Here is a 20,614-nt window from a genome sequence, read left to right on the forward strand (position 1 = left end):
GCGGGAAACCCCACTGCCTTTTTGGCCGCCCCCTCAGCCGGCGCTACACCTCGTTGCCGCTCTCCACATGGTCCCACAGCGACGTAGCGACGCCCGGCTCAATCCCCGCCATCAAGTCTGCCAGAGACAGCGAGAGGCGCTCGCCAGAAAACCCCAGATCCAGTTTCAACTCACGCCTGGACGCTTCATCGTGCGCTTCGGCGCCGCGCAGCACCAAACAACGCCCGTCGCTGGAATCGATCAGCATCAGATGCCCGTCCACCAGAGTGATCAGCCAATGATCGGAGATGGAAAGCTCCATCGAGAGCAGATGCCCCCCCGGCTTCAATGAGTCGAAGTCGACGATCAGGCAATCCAGGCGCATCCAGGCCTCAGGTGAAACACGGCACTCCAGCAGCCCTTGCGCATACCCCAGCACCAGGGTGGTCACCCCATCCGGAATCAACGGCAGCAGGTCAACAATCCTGCCACGCCCCTCGATCGTCAACACCTCGTCGTCTCGCAGGGCGGCATTAACCTTGGCCCAGAAGTCGTGTTCGCGGCCCCACCAGTCACGCGCCCTGTTACTGAACATCAGGCCTCGGCGCCAATCGTGCAGCAGTGGATTAGCCCCTTTATGCACCCCCAGATACGCAGCACTGGGAACCTCCTCACTCAGGGTGGTAAAAAACCTGCGCCTGACCTGCGTGTCGTACCAACTGCAGATATCACCCACCTGCCCCGTAGTCAGAAAGCTCGCATGCGCTAGCCTGGCCAGTAACTTTGTCAGTTTCTGCTTGCGTAGCGGGGCCGCGTTGGCCTCATCGAAGAACAGCTGTTCTACGCCAGTCACACGGGCCGGCTGGCCCTCGATCAGCTCGAGTATCACACCCTCGCGGGTAACCCCCCGGAGTCCGCTGCCCTGGGCGGTCACCTCAGCGAACAGCCACTGCCGCCACCGACCTTGCCACCCATTGGAGTCGTCACGGCGCACTTGCTGTTTGCCACTGCCAAACAGCCCCCGCATCTGCTCCAGGGTCAGCATCGGCTGGCGGTAGAGGCGACCTGAGTCGGGCGCAAACAACCACAGCGCTTGTTTATCGTGGGTCAGACTCACCGCATGCATCCTGCGCCCCTGTTCAGCCCCGACCAGAAGGACTCGCCCCTCCAGGTAGCGGGCAGCCAGCGGTTGCGCCCTAACATCGGACAGGCCGAGGATATCGAAGCCACTGACAGCATATTGCCCAGCGAGCACCGACAACCCCGCCAACCAATCCTCCTGCGCGACCAGCCATTGCTCATTGACTGAGCGCAGGACCACCTGCTCCTCGCTGACCTCGAACACCAGGCCGTGGTGGGTCTGCGCCAGATACGTGTCGCCGGCAGTTACCACGCTGTCCACGTCACTGAGCAGGGTGCGCAAAACACCGTTGACGGGCCCCGGCTGCCGCACCCAGAGCGACAGGGTTCTGGCCTGCGCATCATAGAAAACCAGGCTGTTGCCATCCATTTGCCGCGCAGCAAGCAAAGTCGGACTCTTGAGGCCGAGCTCCCGATCGGTCACAAACCACTCGTCCCAGACCCGTAACCAGCCGCAAAGGGTTTGCGCGCCGTGGTGAACCTGCAGCGAAAGAAACGCCGCCGTCCAGCCCCTAATGTCCCCGCCCGTCTCAGGTGAATCGTCGTCATACACCGTGTCGGAGGGGTCAAACTGCTGCAGGAAGGCACTCCAGCCTTGCCATCCGAACCCATCCGCAACGCTGGAGATCTCCTCACTCAAGGTGTTCGTGATCGCCTTGAGATCAACCTCATCGGGATACAGCAGGTAGTCGAACTGAAAGACAACCCCATTCATATCGCTGACCTGCTGTACGACACGTATAGCCTCCCCCACGTCATGACAGGAGAGGATCGAAGAGGCCATGCGCGGGTTGAACAAACGATAGCGTCGATTGACCTTGCCGGTGATCGCATCGACCCGCCAGACCGTTGGATAATCTCGATGATAGAAATACACCTGATCATCCTTGACCGCGGCCAACTGGATCTGAGCACAGGCGCCGCCTGGCAGATCGCGGGCATACAGAATGCGTTCGCGTGCTGTTTCGTAAAACCCATTGGTGTAGGTCGGCCACTGCGGATCACTGAGCGGCACTTTGAAGTGGTATAGCGGCACATAGGGGATGACCAGACGATGCTCATGATTCAGTCGAGTCAAGTAGCGGGCCAGTTCGCTGGCATCGCTGTTGTCGGGCAGTTGCTCCTGCACCAACTCCAGCTGCTGGGCAGGCCAATTCACGCGAAACAGCCGGTCCGGCGCCAACTCCAGATACAGTGCGCTCTCGGCGGATACCTCGACCCTGATGCCATCCAGGGTCAAGCCCCGCGCATCGAACAGCACCGAGGTCTCACTGGTCCAGGCCGCACGCACCACCCACTGCACCGTTGCAGGTTCAGCGAGGGCCGCAAGCTCAACCGCCACCACACCGGGAGCCAGCGTGAGGGAGTACTGTCCTTGCACACCGCCAATGTAGTAAGACATGGTCCCGTGGTATTCGCGAGGCATTTGCGGCACATACAAAGAACGGCACTGCTCGTTCAGCAAGACCTCGACACGGGTCGCCTGGTACTTCGGATACAGTGCGTACATCACATATTCGAATGGCGTCCAGGGATCGAACCAGAAGATGCGGTTCCCGTTGCTGTCGTGCTCCAGCTCGCGCAACTCGTCAAATCCCAGATCATGGCGATGGGTGGCTCCCGGCATCAGTTGATAGTCGTAACCGTAAGCACATTGAGGCGTGCCAGGCAGGATCAAGGTCTTGATGTCATCGGGCAGCAAGGAGTGCCCCGACAGGCCCCAACGCTGGTTGATCTCGATCGCCTGCGAAACATCGCCAACCAGGGTCGGCAACCCAGGTCCGGAACGCTGTCCCCGCAACAGTAAATGACTGCCAAGACTCACCCGCGCTGCTCGCAGGTCCACCCGCCTGAAAACGACTTCAGAGGCCGGTTGGAAAACACCGGATTCCACAGTCCATCCGCCGTGCGCGACGAGCGATTTCATGCGATAGAAATACTCCCCTACCTGTTGAGCCCTATAAAGATTGATCAGGTAGTTATGGGCCAATGCTCCCACGCCATAAGCGATTCCGCCGACCACAACGGCCAAGGGGCCGGCGACACCCGCCAACGTGCCGCTTCCGGTGGCGACCAGTCCCAGTGCCAGGCCGGTGGCGTCGAAACTCAGTTGAACCGCGATGGCGGACCTGGCCGACGGATTGTCGGCGGTGACCAACTCATAGATGTCGAACCCGACATTGACCAGCGCCAGCAGGTTGCCCGCCCCCACCCCCAACAGTCGCCCGAAGGTCCGCCCCAGCAGCGTCGAGGAGGTTGCTGCAATCAGCTTTTCATCAAGCAAGGCGAGCTGCACCAGCTTGATCAGAGCATAGAGATCGGACACCACGCCATGCAGCACCTGGCTATAAATCACGTAGCTGTGCAAACGAACGCCCAGCGTCATCGGCGTACCGGCACCTTCAGCCAGAGAACCTTCGGCCTGCCGCAGGCTTTGCATGAGCGCCAGAATCGCAAAGCCGCTGTTCATCGTATTAACCGCCCCGGGCTCATGGGGCTCAACATCGTTGGGCGCGTTACCCAGCACCTCGAAGCGCTGGCGCAGCCAGTCCTTGATCTTGATCAGGTGCGGCTCATCAACCGTGACGTGCTCGACTTCTTGAGGTTGCTTGCTGTTGATCAATGAGAGGGACCATTGACCTTCCCCCGCCGGCTGCACCGTCTCGTACACCGGCACGAATCCTGGTTTCAGGGTGCGATTGGCGATCATTTTTTTCGTCACCGACTGGATGACCTGCGCCCAACGTCGCCCCTCCAACTCCGCGATGCCACGCCCCAGACGCGCGTTCTCCGACAAGGCGCGAGCCCGCAGCGCCGCGAGGTGCAGTGAGGGCTCGAGCACGCTCGCGTCCTCCCCTCCCTGGTTCCCCAGTAATTGACCAACCCTCCCCCCTGAAGGCAGGGCGCGGTTGGCAATTTTCTGGCCGTCGAGCTCAATCAGATTGAACGTGTCACTCGTCACATCGACAATCCCGTAGTGCCTGGCCAGCTCGCCATCGGCCAGGAACCGCTCGATGCCACGCTGCAAGTCCGCCACCTTATCGAAGCCGTACAGACCGAAGTTGGGATCGTAGAAGTGCCAGGTCGCGCTACCCTGCTCCACAACCTTGGCGACCAGCAGCGAATGATTGTCGGTGTTGAGCATCAGGCTAACGGAAGCGGCTTTCGCCTCCAGGGTCTGCAGCGCGCTCGCCAGGCTGACCGCCCCGCGCTTATCGCCAAACTCGGCCATCGGCACACTGCGCAACTCATCCAGGGTCAGCAGCAAGCGCTGGGTCGTGGGATCTTCCACGGCGACGTTGGCGCTGGCCAACCGGCCAATCAGGGTGCGCAGGGCGCCCCGGCCCTGCTCAAGCGCCGCAGCCATCACCAGTGCCAACGGATAACAACGTCGGCCTGGCTCCCCCCCACCGCGCACCAGCAGATTTTGCGGCAACTGCCGGGCCGACGTGGCGTTGGCCTGGAACATCACCTCGCGCATGGTATTGCCACGCTGGAGAATGGCAGAGCGATATTCATCCATGGCCCGCGCTTCGATCTGTGCAACACGTGCGCCCCACTGCCGTTCGCTCAAGGGTTCGGCAAAGGCCAGGACCTTGAGCGCCGCAGAGCGCTCCGTGAGTGACACGCCCTCGGAATGCGTATCAAGCCCGGCTTCGAAGGCTGCCGAGCGCTGCTGACGATACATGTGCTCAATTTGTTCGTAGCGCGCGACAATCCCTCGATCCTGGGTACTCTCAGCAAAGCTTTGGGCCTTGTCCCAGGCATTGGCAAAGCCCACTTCGTCGAGCGCCTGCGCGCCGAACAAACTCCCGAGCACCACACGATGCAGTGGACTCAAATGCTCCACAGGCAACTTCCCTGCGGCAATCCGGGTCAACGCCTCATTCAGATTGCCAAGCAGTTCGGCGCCGATCGACGACGGCAGTTCACTGGCCGTTTGCGCGAGGATTTGCTGACGCTCATCAAAGCCAATGGAAACCCATTTGTCGAAGATGACATCACCACTCAAGCGGTCATTCATCGCCCGGATAAAAGGCTCACCCAAATCATTGAGCAGTGATTGCAACACTGACGTCAACAACACCGGCTTACCTTCAACAACCGGCCAGCCTCGCTTGAAAGTCAGGGTTTGCTCTCTCAGCAGCTCCCCCAGGTTGGCGGCGTAACGCGACTTGAGTTTTCCGGATAGCCACTTTTCCTGCTCTTTGGCCAACCATTCACTCGGGGTGCCGTTCACCGTCCAGCCCGAGATCATCTCTTCCTCGGTGAAAACGTTATAGCCATCGGTCAACTTCAATCGGGCACGAACGGCATCCAATTGTTCGAATCCAAGGTGCGTTTCAGTGTAATCACTGAGCCCTGTGACAGCGGCACCGGGCCCAGTCAAAGTGATAGTGCCGCGAGCGCCGGTACGAATCCCATCCTGGTAGTACGTAAACATCGCAGAAAGAAGATTTTTAAAAGACATCAGCCGTGATTGTGTGAGCCTCCCTTCGGCCGTCCTTTCGTTGATGACGTTCTGAGCGACATCGAACAGGCGGTCTTCATCCCCCCACGCTATACCGGCAATGGCAAGTCGGCGCTCTACTTCCTGCAGACAGTCATAATTGAATCGGATCGTTTGCATGATGGCCTGGGTCATGCCGCTCCCGGGGTGAGCCAGAATATGAGCGTTCATTTCCCCAGAGCCTTGCGAGCCGAACGCCGTGCCCAGGCGAATGCCATCCTGCGCTACCGAACTGTCCTGTGGCGGGACAAATATTTCACGGACACCGGGTTGACCACGCGCAAAGGCAAGCAATGCTTCTTTGTATTCTGCGGGGACGGTGTCAGTTCTATCCCCATAGCGCTGCCTGTCCCGGCCCGGCATCAAGCTGTCGTCATGATTGAGTAGCAGTTGCAACACACCAATCAGGGCGCCTTTCTTGAGACTACTGATATCGACGGCCCCCAGCTTTTCGGCCAGTGGCGGCAAGTAGTCCATATCGCTGTAACGGCCACCCTCCAGATGCAGGGCCTGCAGACGTACCACGTCACTGGCCGCGGCAAAGTTGCCGCGCATACCGATTTCGCGCTGATAGACATCTCGCAGAAAGTGCTCACTGAACTCTTGAGCGGCATCACGCAGCCGCAGATCCGGCCCGACCATGGCCAGGTGAGAATCCAGGCATTGTTGGCGAAAGGCTTCGAGCACCGTGCGATCCTTGCCATAGGCCCGCACCATCAGGTCGATTCGCGCCTCGTCCGCGCGGCCAGCCCATTGCGGCTGGCTCAGATACGTCGACATTTGCCACTTCAACACCCGGGCACGGTCTTCAATCAGTCGCGACAGCGCCGCGGGATTCGTCTCTCTATCGCCCCCCGACTCCATGGCATGCACCCTGGCGCTGTCGAGAATCACCCGGTTCATCTCGAATGCCAGCAAGGCGTCGCGGTCGTACCAGAGGTTGAACGTATATCCCTGCGGAGCCAGCACTTCCCGCCAGATATTCATATAGTCACGCTGGATGTTGCCAACCTCACTGCCGCCGACCCAGACGAAGTGCATGATTTTTGGCACGGACTCTGCCACCGCCGACAGCAGGGTGGAAGTCGCGGCCAACCTGGATGTATACCGTTCGAGCCCGAGCAAGGCTTGCTCGGCGGTCGCGGAAGGGAGGGTCGCCCGCTGATGAAACAGCGCGTCAAATGAGCGCTGGAGAAGTTGGACAGGCACTAACTTATCAGCGACTTCAGACGCTTGATTGGCGGCGAGATAATAACGATCCAGCGCCTCGTAATCAGGCGCCCCCGAAAACTCGCTTAACTCCTCTTTTAGTTGCGCATAGGCTGTGGACGACAAAAATCCATCATGCCGCTCTTCGGCATTTACTATTGCATCTTCCATGATTTTTTCTTCCTGAAAACTGTAGTCAACTCGTTTTACGGGCACGCACGGACATCCACTACAAGTAGCGAAAACATATATTTAATGCCGAACGGTTGGTACCGGCCACGCCGCACTTTAATGAGTGCAGCGCTTGGCTTTACTCCACATCAACAACGCTCTTTGCGCGTTGCTCCATCCCCCAGGAGGACGAGCAGCCAATCTAACGAATAGCCCCAGGACAGACAATTTGCACTCAATACAAGTCGTGTACTGTGGCCACTGTTATTGGTCCCCATACACACTTCATGAGTCCGAAAACAAGGTAAAACAATAACGCCCCTAAGAAGGGGCGTTATTATTCAAGTGCCGGGCTTTTCACCATACCAGCGTGGCGTATAGACCCACTCACCACCGTCGCTACGGGGGAACGTGCAGGTAGTGGACGAGCCGATCAGCACCATGGTTCGCATGTCCACCTGGTCCGACGTCAACGCACCGAGCGTGGTGACACGCAGCGCCTGCCCCGGTCGACCGACATCCCGTCCCAGCACCACGGGCGTTTGTGCTGTGCGGTGCTGCGCGACAATCTCCAGCGCGCGCCCCAACTGCCACGGACGCGATCGAGAGATGGGATTGTAAAAAGCCAGGACCAGGTCCGCTTGAGCCGCCAGATCGAGGCGCTGCTCGATGATCGACCACGGCTTGAGGTTATCCGACAGCGACATCACGCAGAAGTCGTGCCCAAGTGGCGCACCGGCCAGGGCGGCGGTCGCCAGCGAAGCAGAAACCCCAGGCAGGATCTCCAGATCGACACTGTGCCAGCCGGGGTCGCTGGACTCGTGCAACGCCTCAAGCACGGCCGCCGCCATGGCGAACACACCCGGGTCTCCGGAGGACACCACGATCACCGAACGGCCTTGCGCCGCCAGTTCGAAGGCGTGTCGGGCCCGCTGCATTTCTTCGCGGTTATCGGTGCAGTGCAGCACCTGGTCGGGACGAAAGGGCCCGGCCATGCGCACGTAGGTTTCGTAACCCAGGACGTCCGTGGCACGCGCCAGTTCTGCTTTGACTGCCGGCACCATCAATTGTGCAGCACCAGGACCGAGGCCAATCACCGCCAGGCGCCCGCGCGGGCGACCGATCCGCGTCACATCCAACGGCTGCGGGGCGACGGCGATGGTCATGTTGCGCGCTGTTTCTATGAACGTCACACCCGGCAGCGCTCTGAAGTCGCTCGCCGACGCCACAAACCGTAGCGGCACGCCCAACTCCAACGCGGCCTCGCGCAACGCCGGGCAAGCCATCTGATCTGGCGCCGCCACTAGGCAAGCCAGCGCCTGCAGCGCGACGTTCGCGTGCTGCATCGCCGCGCGGATGGCGTTCGTCAGATCCGCCTCGACGGCACTCACCAGCACCACCACGCAGCGCGGATAAATCAGTAACTCGTCTGGGCTCGCCACTCGCTCGACACTGCCGACATGGATCGAACGACGCGCCTGCGGTTCTTCCGGCAACTGCGCCTGTTCCAGCCACGGTGCGGCGCCTTCGATACGCACGCTGTGCCCGGCCAGCAAATCGGAGACAAAACGTTTACCCGTCTCCAGATCGCCCAACGTATAACCGCTGGGCGGATTGAGCAGGCAGGTGCCAAAGCGCAGTTCACCGCTGGTGGTGATCGCGGGGGCCACCTCGAGCGCCGCGGCAATCTCCCGGGCCATGTCATTCACCCCGCCGAGCCCCCCCAGCAGCGGCACCACCGCGCTGCCGTCTTCAGCCACCGCCAGCACCGGCGGCTCGGCACCTTTCTCCAGCAGCAGCGGTGCCAGGGTGCGGATCACGATACCGGCCGCACACAGGGCAATGATCGGCGTGTCCTGTTGATAGAGTTCACGCAGGGTCGCACCGAACTCCTGATACACCCGGTCTGCGCCCTCGACCCGGCCGCCGAGGCCGTGGATCAAGGCAGCGGGATACACCTGCTGCAGGCGACGGGCAGTGGCCAGGCTACCCTGGCCGAGAATGACAATGGCTGGCGTGGAATGGGTCATCAGCCTTGCCACCTGACACCTGGGACGATAATCAGCGAGAAGTACGGTGAAGACATCGGTTCGACCTCATCCAGCGGCACAATCTTCTGATTGGCCATGGTCGCCCGCTCGACATACAGCGCGCGCTCGGCCAGCCCCAGTTCCTCCAGCACTTGCCGCACTTTCGGGAAGTTACGCCCCAGCTTCATGATCACCGCCGCGTCGGCATCGCCCAGGCGGCGCTTGAGGTCTTCGTGGGGCAGCACGCCAGACAGCACCGACAGGCTCTGGTTGCGATACACCAGCGGCGCGCCGAGCACCGAAGCACCACCGAGCATCGAGCAGACACCCGGTACCACTTCGGCTTCATAACGTGTGGCCAGACGGTCGTGCAGGTACATGTAGGAACCGTAGAAGAACGGGTCGCCTTCGCAGATCACCGCCACGTCGCGGCCGGCCTCCAGGTGCGCGGCCACGGCCTGGGCAGCACCGTCGTAGAAATCACTGATGATTTCTTCGTAGGACAGCGGCGCCGGCAACACTTCGGTAGTCACCGGGTACACCAGCGGCAGCAGGTTCTGCGCCTCTTGCAGGTGGGCCTCGATGATGCCGAAGGCATTGCCTTTCTTGCCCTTGGCCACGAAGTACGCCACCACGGGCGACTCACGCAGCAGGCGCAGGGCCTTGACGGTAATCAGTTCCGGGTCACCGGGGCCCACGCCCAGGCCGATCAAGCGTCCAGGTTGCTGCATCATTCAATCTCCGTGGCGAGGGCATTGACCGCTGCGGCGGCCATGGCGCTACCGCCCAGCCGGCCTTGCATGATCACGAACGGCACGCCACGGCTGTCCGCCGCGAGCATGGCCTTGGATTCGGCGGCACCGACAAACCCCACCGGGAAGCCGAGAATCAGCGCCGGCTTGGGTGCGCCGGCGTCGAGCATTTCCAGCAGGTAGAACAACGCGGTCGGGGCGTTGCCGATCACCACCACGCTGCCTTCCAGGTGCGGACGCCACAACTCCAGCGCGGCGGCGGAACGGGTGTTGCCCAGTTCGCGCGCCAACTCGGCGACGCTATCGTCGCGCAGGGTGCAGATCACTTCATTGTTGGCGGGCAAGCGGGCACGGGTCACGCCCTCGGAGACCATGCGCGCGTCACACAGAATCGGCGCACCGGCCGCCAGCGCATCACGCCCGGCCTTGCCCGCCCCGGCGGAGAACTGCAGGCCATCGATGGCCTCGACCATGCCGCAGGCGTGAATCACCCGCACCGCGAGTTTTTCCAGATCGGCCGGGATACGGTCCAGGTTCGCCTCGGCGCGAATGATCGCGAAGGAGTTGCGATAGATCTCCTGACCGTCGCGGATGTAATCAAGCATCAAGGGGGCTCCGTGGGCGGGCATCAAGCAGTGCGCCCGCCGCTTCAATAGTGAGGTTACGTGCTTGCAGGGCGCCGAAACCGGCCTGCCCCGCATCGCGAAAATAGAGGTCGTAGTGACCGGGGCTGACCGCCAGCAAGGTCACGGGCGCCGTATGGGCGGCGGCGCAGGAACGCGGGCAGCCGGATAAGTGCACCTGCAGCGGCGCGCTGGCTGATGGGCGCAGCGCGGCCAGGCGCTGGCCGTCGCGCTTGGTGTCGGCCAGGCCCTTGGCACACCCGGGCGAACCGGTGCAGGCCAGCACATGGGCCAGGGCCTGATCGGCGCTCAACAAAAACCCCAACGCTTGCAACTGTTGGCTGAGCGCGGGCGCGTCCTGCTCGCGGATGTTGGGCAACAACAGGCTCTGCCAGGGTGTCAGGCGCAGGCTGGCATCACCGTATTGCTGACACAGGAGCGCCGCGCCCTGGAGCATTGCGCAGGTCAGCCGTCCCAACGGCGGGACGGCCCCCACATGGACCAGGCCCGACTGACGCTGTGGATACGTTCCCAGGTGCTGCCCCGCCTGTGCCGGGGGACGCTGCCAGGAATCCAGTCGCCGCAGCGACAGTCGCTCACCCAGCCGCTCCAGCAGCGAGTCCAGGGAACGTTCGGCCAGCACGTGGCGCATGCGGGTCTGCTCTGGCCGCGCCAGTTCGAGAAACAGCTCCAGCACCGCCACCACCAGAGCGTGGCCGTCGTCGAGCCGCACCGCACCGGCGGCGGTGTCGGTCGGACAACCGGCCAGGCCAAAGGCCAACCAGGTCTGGCCATCCCGCTCGAACGCACTCAACCACAGGTCATGGGGATGCTCCAGCATGGCCAGCGCCTCCCCACCATCCAGTTGCACAGCGAACTTGGCGGACAGGTCATGCAGGCTCGGGTTGCTTTCCAGGGTGGCGAGAATCTGTGCCGCCAGCGCACGGGTGTCCAGCACCATGGCGCGGTCGATGCCGGCCGCCGGACTGAGCATCAGGTTGCGCACATCGTCGCCCGCCGCCGAGCGCGGACCGAGCCCGGCCGCCAGCAGGCGCTCAATCAGCCGCGAGTGCTCGCCGGTAATTCCGCGAATCTGCAGATTGGCGCGGTTGGTGGCCTCGATCACCCCACCGGCAAATTCCTCGGCAGCGGCGGCCACCGCCAGGGCCTGGGCGGCGCTGATCGAGCCGCCGCTCAGCTTGATCCGGCAGATCCCGCCATCCAGCGCCTGGACGATACGCAGCAACCCCGGACAGGCCGAGGGGCGTAAGGCAGGATGCAACGGACGTTCGTTCAAGGGGGCGACCGACTCAAGAGGTAGAAGCACTTCGCGGGCGAAGGCGCGGTATTATGCCTGCTTTGTCCGACGGCATGAAAAGCCTGCCCGTCGGAACCTTCATGTTTGAGGAATATAGATGGCCCCCTGGCTGACAGTCGTAGGCATCGGAGAAGACGGCTTCAAGGGACTGGGCAAGCAGGCCCGGCGTGCATTGCTGGGGGCCACACGGATTATCGGCGGCCAGCGCCAGCTCGATCTGCTGCCGGTGTGCATCCGTGGCGAGCGCCAACTGTGGCCCAGCCCGTTCTCCCTGGAGCCGCTGCTGGCGCAACGCGGCGCACCGGTCTGTGTGCTGGCCAGTGGGGACCCGATGTTCTATGGCGTCGGCGCCAGCCTGGCGCGCCAGGTACCCAGTGAGGAGATGCTGATCCTGCCTGCGCCGTCGTCCTGCTCCCTGGCAGCCGCCCGCCTCGGCTGGCCACTGCAGGAGGTGGTCTGCCTGTCGCTGGTGGCCCGGCCACTGGCCGCGCTCAACAGCCACTTGTTCAGCGGAGTGCGCCTGTTGGTGCTGAGCAACGACCGCCACAGTCCGGCCGCACTGGCCGCACTGCTGCGTGAGCGCGGTTTCGGCCCGAGCCGGATCAGCGTACTGGAACACCTGGGCGGCGAGCAGGAGCGGCGGGTCGACGGCCTTGCCAGCGAGTGGCACGATCCTGAGGTCGCCGACCTCAATGTCCTGGCCATCGAGTGCATCGCCGAACCGAGCACCCCGCGCCTGTCGCGCCTGGCCGGCCTGCCGGACTCGGCCTTCGCCCACGACGGCCAGTTGACCAAGCGCGACGTGCGGGCCGTCACCCTGGCCCACCTGGCACCGATACCCGGCGAGCTGCTGTGGGATGTCGGCGCGGGTTGCGGCTCGATCGGTATCGAATGGATGCGCGCCCACCCCAGTTGCCGCGCCCTGGCCATCGAGGCGGATTCAGGCCGCCAATTACTGATCGAGCGCAACCGCGACACCCTCGGCGTACCCGGCCTGCAATTGATTCGCGGCAGCGCCCCCCAAGCGCTGGCCGGACTCGAGCGCCCGGATGCGATTTTCATCGGCGGCGGCGTGACCCGTGCCGGCGTACTCGACACCTGCTGGGCGCAACTCAAGCCCGGCGGCCGCCTGGTCGCCAACGCGGTCACCCTGCAAAGCGAAATGACCCTGATGGCCTGGCGTGAACGGCACGGCGGCGAACTGACCCGGCTGCACATCGCCCAGGCCCAGCCATTGGGCGAGTTCGACACCTGGCGCCAGGCGCTGCCGATTACCTTGCTGGATCTGGTCAAACCCCTCGATGCGTGACGAAACCGCCGAACAACCCGCCCCCCTGCGCAGCGGCCTGACCACCGGCAGCTGCGCCACCGCCACCAGCCTCGCGGCGGCGCGCCTGCTGCTGGGCGGCGGCAGCAGTGATGCGGTGCAGATCGTCCTGCCCAAGGGCAAGCAGGTGCAGATGCGCCTGGAGTTCTGCCGGCTGCTGGCCGACGGCGCCGAGGCCGGCACGATCAAGGATGCCGGCGACGACCCGGACGTGACCCACGGCGCCCTGCTCTACAGCCAGGTGCGCCTGACCGCCGAGCCCGGCATTCGCTTCAGCGCCGGGCTCGGCGTCGGCACCGTGACACGCCCAGGCCTGGTGCTGGGCGTCGGCGAGCCGGCGATCAATCCGGTGCCGCGCAAGATGATCAGCGACCACCTCAGCGCCCTGGCCCTGGAGCTCGGGTATGCCGGCGGGTTTGCGGTGACGGTCAACGTCCAGGACGGTGAAGCCCTGGCGCTGAAAACCATGAACCCGCGCCTGGGCATTCTTGGTGGCCTGTCGATTCTCGGCACCAGCGGCATCGTCCGGCCGTTTTCCTGCGCGGCCTACATCGCCTCGATCCACCAAGGCATCGACGTCGCCAAGACCAACGGTTACCTGCACATCGCCGCCTGCACCGGCAACGCCAGTGAAGACACCATGCGCCGGGTCTACAACCTGCCGGAAATCGCCCTGATCGAAATGGGCGATTTTGTCGGGGCGGTGCTCAAGCACCTGCGCAAAGTGCCTGTGGATAAACTCAGCCTGTGCGGTGGCTTCGGCAAGATCAGCAAGCTCGCCGCCGGCCACATGGACCTGCACAGCCGACACTCGAGCATCGACCTTGAGCAATTGGCCGAATGGGCCGCCGCAGTGGGCGCCGACGCCGCACTGCAGCAAGAGATTCGCCAGGCCAACACCAGTCAACAGGCCCTGGCGATGGCCAGTGCCGCCGGCATTGCCCTGGGTGATGCGGTGTGTCAGCACGCCCTGGCCTTCGCCCGCAGCGTGGTACCGGCCCAGGTCCAGGTCGAAGTGTTTGCCATCGACCGCCAGGGCGGCATTGTCGGTCACGCAGGAGTATTGCCATGAAGCGGATACTGTTGCTCGGCGGTATCACCGAAGCCCTGGCGATCGCCCGCACCCTGGGCCCGCAACACCTCTACAGCCTGGCCGGGGTCGGCCGGGTACCCAGCGACCTGACGTGCCAGGTGCGCGTCGGTGGCTATGGTGGCGCCGAGGGCCTGGCCCGTTTCATCGAGGATCAAGGCATCGACCTGCTGCTCGACGCCACCCACCCCTACGCCGCACAAATCAGCCAGAACGCCGTCACCGCCGCGCGACTCAGCGCTATCCCGTGCTGGGCGCTGCGCCGTCCCGCGTGGCAGGCGCAAGCCGGCGATGACTGGCGCGAAGTCAGCGACTGGGCCGAACTCAGCACAGCCCTCAAGCCATTCCAGCGCCCGCTGTTCACCCTGGGCCGCGAGCCGTTGCAGCACCTGGACGAAATCCCCGCCGGACAGTTCTGGACCTTGCGCGCGCTGGAGGTTTATCCCGGCAACCCACGCTGCGAAGTGCTCGGGGCCCGCGGCCCGTTCCACCTCGAAGACGAACGCGCGCTGTTCGAACGTCGACAGATCGACGTGCTGATCAGCAAAAACAGCGGCAGCAGCGCCACCGAACCCAAGCTCGAAGTGGCCCGCGAGCGCGGGGTGCCCGTGCTGATTCTCAAGCGCCCGGTGTTGCCGGCGGTGGATCGGGAGTTTGCCAGCGTGGCCCAGGTGTTGAAGGCACTGTCATTGTCAGACGGTTCCTGACCAGAACCGGCAAGGCTCGCCTGCTGGATTGTGAACCTGTGGGTGAGGCTGTTGATGAAATGCGTGTCCACTACGGGCCTGGCTATCGAATGTACTTCACCCGCAAACACCACGTGGTTTACCTGTTGCGGGTGGGAGGGGACCGTGTGTTGATCCGTTGTGCGCTCAATGACATTACGCGCGCCACAGGCATGACACAGATCGCCCGCGACACCGGGCTGGGCCGTGAAAGCCTGTACAACGCACTCGGCAGCACTGGCAATCCGGAATTCGCGACTATCATGAAGGTGATGAAGGCCTTGGGCCTCAAGCTTCACGCGACAGCCGCCTGAGTACACTGCGACACCACACCGCAGGGCAGCTTTTTACTTATCCACCCCGATCAGGCTAAATACGCCGCCTGATCTCCCACATCACCGGATCTGACCATGTCCCGACAACGGCTAGCAATTGCCTGGATCGCCTGCTTCGCAGTGCTGTTCAACATGCTCGCCATGCCAATGTCCGGTGCCATGGCCCAAGCGTCCAGCCAGTCCCCGGCCGAGCAGTTGATGTGGGGCAGTTTCTGCTCCTCCAGTGGCACCCGCATGGTCGCCATCTCCCTGGGCAACCTTGAACAGAAAGCCCCCCCTGGCGAGCAACACTCCAACATGCAGCACTGCTGGTGCTGCTCGGGCTCAGCGCCCCTGGTGGCATTGCCGGGACATGCACCGCAGCTGTACTTCGCCCGGTTCGAAGCCAATCGCAGCTTGCCGGCGCCCACCCTCGACTCGCCGACACCGCGCCAGCAATGGCCCAGCCTCAACCCCCGAGCCTCGCCCCTGGTCTGATTCGATTCGCAACTAACCTGCGTTTTAATCATTCCGGAGAATTACCATGTCAAAACCATCCCTGGTGAAGCACACGTTGCTGCTCGCCGCTTTGCTGTTGCCTGCCTGCTTTGCCAATGCCCATGAATACAAGGCCGGTGAGCTGGACATCGCCCACCCCTGGTCCCAAGAGCTGCCGCCCAATGCCCCGACCGTGGCGGCCTACTTTGTCATTCACAACAATGGCAAAACCGCTGACCGCCTGCTCAGCGTGGATTCGCCTATCTCGGGCAAAGCCGAGCTGCACGAACACGTGATGCAAAAAGACCTGATGAAAATGCAGCAGGTGCCCAGCGTCGAGATCCCCGCCGGGGGCACCGTCACGTTCGCGCCGATGGCCTACCACGTGATGCTCATGGAACTGAAGGACCGCAGCCTGCTGAGCGACGGCAAGCGTTTCCCGCTGACCCTGCATTTCGAGAAGGCCGGTAACCTCACCGTGGACGTCGCGGTGCAGAAACAACCGCCCGCCGGCACCGACACGCACCAGCACGCCCAATAACCGGCAGCAGCACCGCCCGTGAACGCGCAGCGCTCACTTGGCCGCAGGCGCACAGCTCCACGCCAGACCCCCTTGACGGTCGCGCGTGGCAGCTGGGTCAGCCTGTTTGCCATGTTGATGATCTTTATCGGTCCACTGATTTCTCAGTCGATGCCGATGGGTCAGCGCGCCCCGATGTCCATGAGCATGTCCATGAGCATGTCCATGAGCATGTCGATGGACATGAGCATGGACATGGCGCCCGGTGCCCATGCCGGGCATGAGGCGCAAGCGCCTGCCGAACACTGCGCACCCCAGGCCGATCACCATGCCATCTGGGAAAAGTGCAGCTACTGCAGCCTGCTCTTCAATTGCCCGGCACTGCCAGGCAGCCAGGCACTGGCGATCTTCAACCCACCGCTGGCACAAGGTTTCATCAGCCCCCTGCCTCGCCTGGGCCATGCCCGACTGACCGTCTTCCCCGGCGCCCGCACCCGCGCCCCACCCATCAACGCGTAAACACCCACATCCCCACCGACACGGCCAACTGTTGAACACGACAGCCACAGGCTGCTGGCCGTGTGTTTACGACTGATTGATGGAACCGTTATGTCCAGGTTTTCTGCTGCCCCACGCCTGAGCGATGCCCAGGCAACTTTCGCCCCGAACGCCCCGAACGCCCTGCGCGTTCGCCTCAAGCAAGCCACCGCACTGCTGTGCGGCGCCCTGCTCGCGCCATTGGCCGGCGCCGCTGAGACGGCCACCGACCACAGCCAGCACGCCGAAGAGCTGAGCCCCACCGTGATCACCGGCATTGCCCCCAGCTCGCCCCTGACCATCGTCACCAACCCCAAGGACCCGCGCCAACCGGTGCCGGCCAGTGACGGTGGCGACTACTTGAAGACCATTCCCGGCTTCGCCCTGGTGCGCAACGGCGGCACCAACGGCGACCCGGTGCTGCGCGGCATGTTCGGTTCGCGGCTGAACATCCTCACCAACGGCAGCATGCTGCTGGGCGCCTGCCCTGGCCGCATGGATGCACCCACCTCGTACATTTCCCCGGAAACCTACGACACGCTCACGGTGATCAAGGGCCCGCAAACCGTGCTGTGGGGCCCTGGCGCCTCGGCTGGCACGATCCTCTTCGATCGCGAGCCGGAAAACTTCGGCGAACTCGGTAGCCGGGTCAACGCCAGCGTGCTGGGCGGCTCCAACGGCCGCTTCGACAAAGTGGTGGATGCCGCAGCAGGTGGCCCGCAGGGCTACGTGCGGGTGATCGGCAATACGGCCCACTCCGATGACTACAAGGACGGCAACAATGACACCGTGCCGTCGCGCTACGACAAGTGGAACGGCGACGTCGCCGTCGGCTGGACCCCAAACACCGACACCTTGCTGGAGTTGACTGCCGGCAAGGGCGACGGTGAAGCGCGTTATGCCGGACGCGGCATGGACGGCTCGCAGTTCAAGCGCGAAAGCCTGGGCCTGCGTTTCGTGCAATCGGACCTCAGCGAGGTGCTGGAAAAACTCGAGGCCCAGGTCTACTACAACTACGCCGACCACGTGATGGACAACTACACCCTGCGCACGCCCTCCGGCACCGGGATGATGGCCGGCCCCATGGCCTCCAACGTCGACCGCCGGACCCTCGGTGCGCGGGTCAAGGCGACCTGGCGCTGGGCCGACCTGCAACTGGTCAGCGGTGTCGATGCGCAGACCAACGAACACCGCCAGCGCAGCGCCATGGGCATCGACACCTACAAGGACGTGCCACGCAACAAGGATGCTGACTTCCACAACTACGGCCTGTTCGGTGAGCTGACCTGGTACGCCGCCGACCGTAATCGCCTGATCACCGGCGCCCGCCTGGACCGCGCCTCGGCCAAGGATTTTCGCCAGAGCATCGGTTCCGGGATGATGAGCAAGCCCAACCCGACGGCCGACGACACCCGCGCCGACACCTTGCCCAGCGGTTTAGTGCGCTACGAGCACGACCTGGCGGACAGCCCGACCACCCTCTACGCAGGTCTCGGCCACGCCGAACGCTTCCCGGATTACTGGGAGCTGTTTTCGCCCAAGTCCGGTCCCGTGGGGTCGCTCAACGCCTTCGACTCGATCCAGCCGGAGAAGACCACCCAGCTCGACGTCGGCCTGCAATACAAGACCCAGGACCTCGAAGCCTGGGCCTCGGCCTACATCGGCACCGTGCACGACTACATCCTGTTCGACTACACCCCCACGCCCATGGGCACCAGCTCGCGGGCCGAGAACATCAACGCACGCATCATGGGCGGTGAACTGGGCGCAGCCTACAACCTGACCGCCCACTGGAAAGCCGACGCCACCCTGGCCTACGCCTGGGGCAAAGACACCACCCACGACACCGCCCTGCCGCAGATGCCACCGCTGGATGCGCGCTTCGGCCTGACCTACAGCGAAGACAATTGGAGTGCCGGTGCCTTGTGGCGCGTGGTCGCGGCGCAAAACCGCATCGACCAGAACAAAGGCAACGTGGTGGGCAAGGACTACGACAAGAGCCCGGGCTTTGCGGTGTTCTCCCTCAATGGCGCCTACCGCATCGACCAGCACTGGAAGGTCAGCAGCGGCATCGACAACCTGTTCGGCAAAGACTACGCCGAACACTTGAACCTGGCCGGCAACGCCGGGTTCGGCTACCCGGCCAGTGATCCACAAGCAATCAACGAACCGGGTCGCACGTTCTGGACCAAGGTGGACATGAGCTTCTAAAACGCCTCGCAAGGACGCCAAGCCTGTAGCAGCGGTCGCAGCCTGCGGCAGCTGCTACAGAACCAGCAACCACACAACACCTATAAAAGATTCATCGCCGAGCGGAGTGCTATTGATGAGCCAACCCAAAGTGTCCTTCTACAACCTGGCCTGGCGCTGGCATTTTTATGCCGGGCTGTTCGTTGCCCCTTTCATGGTGATGCTGGCGCTGACCGGCACCCTCTACCTGTTCAAGCCACAACTCGATCCCCTGATGTACGGCAACCTGCTGAACGTTCCGGCCGGTCATCACAGCCTCAGTGCCGACGACCTGCTGCGCAGGGTGCAAACGGCTTATCCACAGGGCCAGGTCACCCAGTACCTGCCGCCGATCAATGCCGAGCGCAGCGCGCAATTTGTGCTGAAGAACCAGGGCAGCGAACTCAACGTGTTTGTCGATCCGTACCACGGCGACATCCTCGGCGAGCAGGATGCCACGTACAACCTGCAAGCCATCGCCCGGGCGATTCACGGCGAACTGATGATCGGCACCCTCGGCGATCGCCTGATCGAGATGGCGGCTGGCTGGGGCATCGTGCTGGTGGTGTCCGGTGTCTACCTCTGGTGGCCACGTGGCAAGGGCGGTGCAGGCATCCTCTGGCCACGCCTGAACAGTCGCGGCCGGTTGCTGTGGCGCGACCTGCACGCCGTCACCGGTTTCTGGGGCGCGGCGTTGCTGCTGGTCATGTTGCTCAGCGGTATGACCTGGACCGGTTTCTGGGGCAAGTCCTACGCCCAGGTCTGGAACCAGTTCCCGGCCGCCATGTGGAACAACGTCCCAACTTCCGATGAGCAAGCGCGCAGCCTCAATACCGCCGCGCGCCAGACCGTGCCCTGGGCCATGGAAAATACGCCGATGCCAATGTCCGGCGACCACGCCGAACACATGGCCCACAATGGCGCCAGCCACGCACCGGCCGCGCCGGGCATCAGCCTGCAGTCGGTGCAGGACATTGCCGAGCGAGGCCAGGTCGAGCCGGGCTACAGCATCACCCTGCCAACCAGCGCCAGCGGTGTGTTCACCATTGCCGTGTTCGCCGATGACCCGCGCAACGACGCCACCCTGCACGTCGATCAGTACAGCGGCAAGGTCCTGGCCGATGTGCGTTGGGAACACTATGGCAACGTCGCCCGCGCCACGGAGGTGGGCGTGATGCTGCACGAAGGCAAGATGTTTGGTGTGCTGAACCAGATCATCGTGCTCCTGATCTGCCTGATGATCCTGCTCAGTGCCGTCAGCGGCGTGGTGATCTGGTGGAAGCGCCGGCCCCAGGGCAAGGTCGGGGTACCGCCGTTGCGTCATGACCTGCCAACCTGGAAAACCGGGGTACTGATCATGTTGGCGCTGGCCGTGTTGTTCCCGTTGGTGGGCGCTTCACTGGTGGTGGTGTGGCTGCTGGACCGGTTCCTGCTCGCGCGCGTAAGCCGGCACACGGCATCGACCTCCCCTTCTTCCTGAACACCCCGAGGGACGGAGCAACGGTATTTCAAGGGTGCTTGAAATACCGTTGAACAGTTTGAAAAGTCTTGTCTTGGGTTAGTTTTTTAGCCACTCCCTGATCCTCGCCATACTCCTGCTGCCGCAACTTAAGCACCGACTCACTGAACAGTATTAGTTGCG

At 63.1% G+C, this 20,614-nt stretch carries 14 protein-coding genes; 9 read left to right on the forward strand and 5 right to left on the reverse strand.

Annotated features, from left to right (window positions below; genetic code table 11):
• Positions 1-43: 43 nt before the first annotated feature.
• The 5 genes from Q1W70_RS07220 to cobG all read right to left on the reverse strand — a co-directional run bounded on the left by Q1W70_RS07220 (position 44) and on the right by cobG (position 11,696).
• On the reverse strand, positions 44-7,054 hold the full coding sequence (locus Q1W70_RS07220) for a TcdA/TcdB pore-forming domain-containing protein (RefSeq protein WP_302098716.1): 7,011 nt from the start codon (positions 7,052-7,054) through the stop codon (positions 44-46).
• Between the two features lie 296 nt (positions 7,055-7,350).
• The gene (gene cobJ / locus Q1W70_RS07225; protein WP_182343308.1) at positions 7,351-9,039 is read right to left on the reverse strand and encodes a precorrin-3B C(17)-methyltransferase; all 1,689 of its coding nucleotides are present in this window, start codon (positions 9,037-9,039) and stop codon (positions 7,351-7,353) included.
• Positions 9,039-9,770 carry a precorrin-2 C(20)-methyltransferase gene (locus Q1W70_RS07230; RefSeq protein ID WP_185817866.1) on the reverse strand — a complete coding sequence of 244 codons (732 nt, stop codon included), beginning with the start codon at positions 9,768-9,770 and terminating at the stop codon, positions 9,039-9,041. The genes cobJ and Q1W70_RS07230 overlap by 1 nt, the downstream gene beginning before the upstream one ends.
• Complete coding sequence (locus tag Q1W70_RS07235; protein WP_166589898.1) at positions 9,770-10,396, reverse strand: precorrin-8X methylmutase; 627 nt, start codon at positions 10,394-10,396, stop codon at positions 9,770-9,772. The genes Q1W70_RS07230 and Q1W70_RS07235 overlap by 1 nt, the downstream gene beginning before the upstream one ends.
• Positions 10,389-11,696, reverse strand: coding sequence for a precorrin-3B synthase (cobG, locus tag Q1W70_RS07240; protein ID WP_302098717.1), 1,308 nt, complete (start codon positions 11,694-11,696; stop codon positions 10,389-10,391). The genes Q1W70_RS07235 and cobG overlap by 8 nt, the downstream gene beginning before the upstream one ends.
• 133 nt (positions 11,697-11,829) lie before the next feature.
• Here cobG and cbiE point away from each other — a divergent pair, with 133 nt between their 5' ends.
• From cbiE to Q1W70_RS07290, 9 genes are all read left to right on the forward strand, one after another.
• Positions 11,830-13,041 (forward strand): precorrin-6y C5,15-methyltransferase (decarboxylating) subunit CbiE, encoded by a 1,212-nt coding sequence (gene cbiE, locus Q1W70_RS07245; RefSeq protein ID WP_182343306.1) that lies wholly within the window; start codon positions 11,830-11,832, stop codon positions 13,039-13,041.
• The gene (locus tag Q1W70_RS07250; protein ID WP_166589895.1) at positions 13,034-14,131 is read left to right on the forward strand and encodes a cobalt-precorrin-5B (C(1))-methyltransferase; all 1,098 of its coding nucleotides are present in this window, start codon (positions 13,034-13,036) and stop codon (positions 14,129-14,131) included. Before cbiE ends, Q1W70_RS07250 begins: the two co-directional genes overlap by 8 nt.
• Positions 14,128-14,856 (forward strand): cobalt-precorrin-6A reductase, encoded by a 729-nt coding sequence (locus Q1W70_RS07255; protein ID WP_182343304.1) that lies wholly within the window; start codon positions 14,128-14,130, stop codon positions 14,854-14,856. Before Q1W70_RS07250 ends, Q1W70_RS07255 begins: the two co-directional genes overlap by 4 nt.
• Before the next feature lie 89 nt (positions 14,857-14,945).
• The gene (locus Q1W70_RS07265; RefSeq protein WP_371927828.1) at positions 14,946-15,188 is read left to right on the forward strand and encodes an addiction module antidote protein; all 243 of its coding nucleotides are present in this window, start codon (positions 14,946-14,948) and stop codon (positions 15,186-15,188) included.
• A gap of 96 nt (positions 15,189-15,284) precedes the next feature.
• Positions 15,285-15,686, forward strand: a complete 402-nt coding sequence (locus Q1W70_RS07270) for a DUF2946 domain-containing protein (protein ID WP_166589893.1) — start codon at positions 15,285-15,287, stop codon at positions 15,684-15,686.
• Positions 15,687-15,747: 61 nt separating this feature from the next.
• Positions 15,748-16,227, forward strand: a complete 480-nt coding sequence (locus Q1W70_RS07275) for a copper chaperone PCu(A)C (protein ID WP_166589913.1) — start codon at positions 15,748-15,750, stop codon at positions 16,225-16,227.
• 72 nt (positions 16,228-16,299) lie between these two features.
• The gene (locus Q1W70_RS07280) at positions 16,300-16,725 is read left to right on the forward strand and encodes a DUF2946 domain-containing protein (RefSeq protein WP_302098718.1); all 426 of its coding nucleotides are present in this window, start codon (positions 16,300-16,302) and stop codon (positions 16,723-16,725) included.
• Positions 16,726-16,815: 90 nt separating this feature from the next.
• Entirely contained in the window at positions 16,816-18,954 is a 2,139-nt protein-coding gene (locus Q1W70_RS07285) for a TonB-dependent copper receptor (RefSeq protein ID WP_302098719.1), read from the forward strand.
• A 115-nt stretch (positions 18,955-19,069) separates the two neighbouring features.
• The gene (locus Q1W70_RS07290) at positions 19,070-20,452 is read left to right on the forward strand and encodes a PepSY-associated TM helix domain-containing protein (RefSeq protein ID WP_182343302.1); all 1,383 of its coding nucleotides are present in this window, start codon (positions 19,070-19,072) and stop codon (positions 20,450-20,452) included.
• Positions 20,453-20,614: the final 162 nt, after the last annotated feature.

It is taken from the genome of Pseudomonas kielensis (assembly GCF_030505375.1).
In the GTDB taxonomy this organism is placed as follows: domain Bacteria; phylum Pseudomonadota; class Gammaproteobacteria; order Pseudomonadales; family Pseudomonadaceae; genus Aquipseudomonas; species Aquipseudomonas kielensis.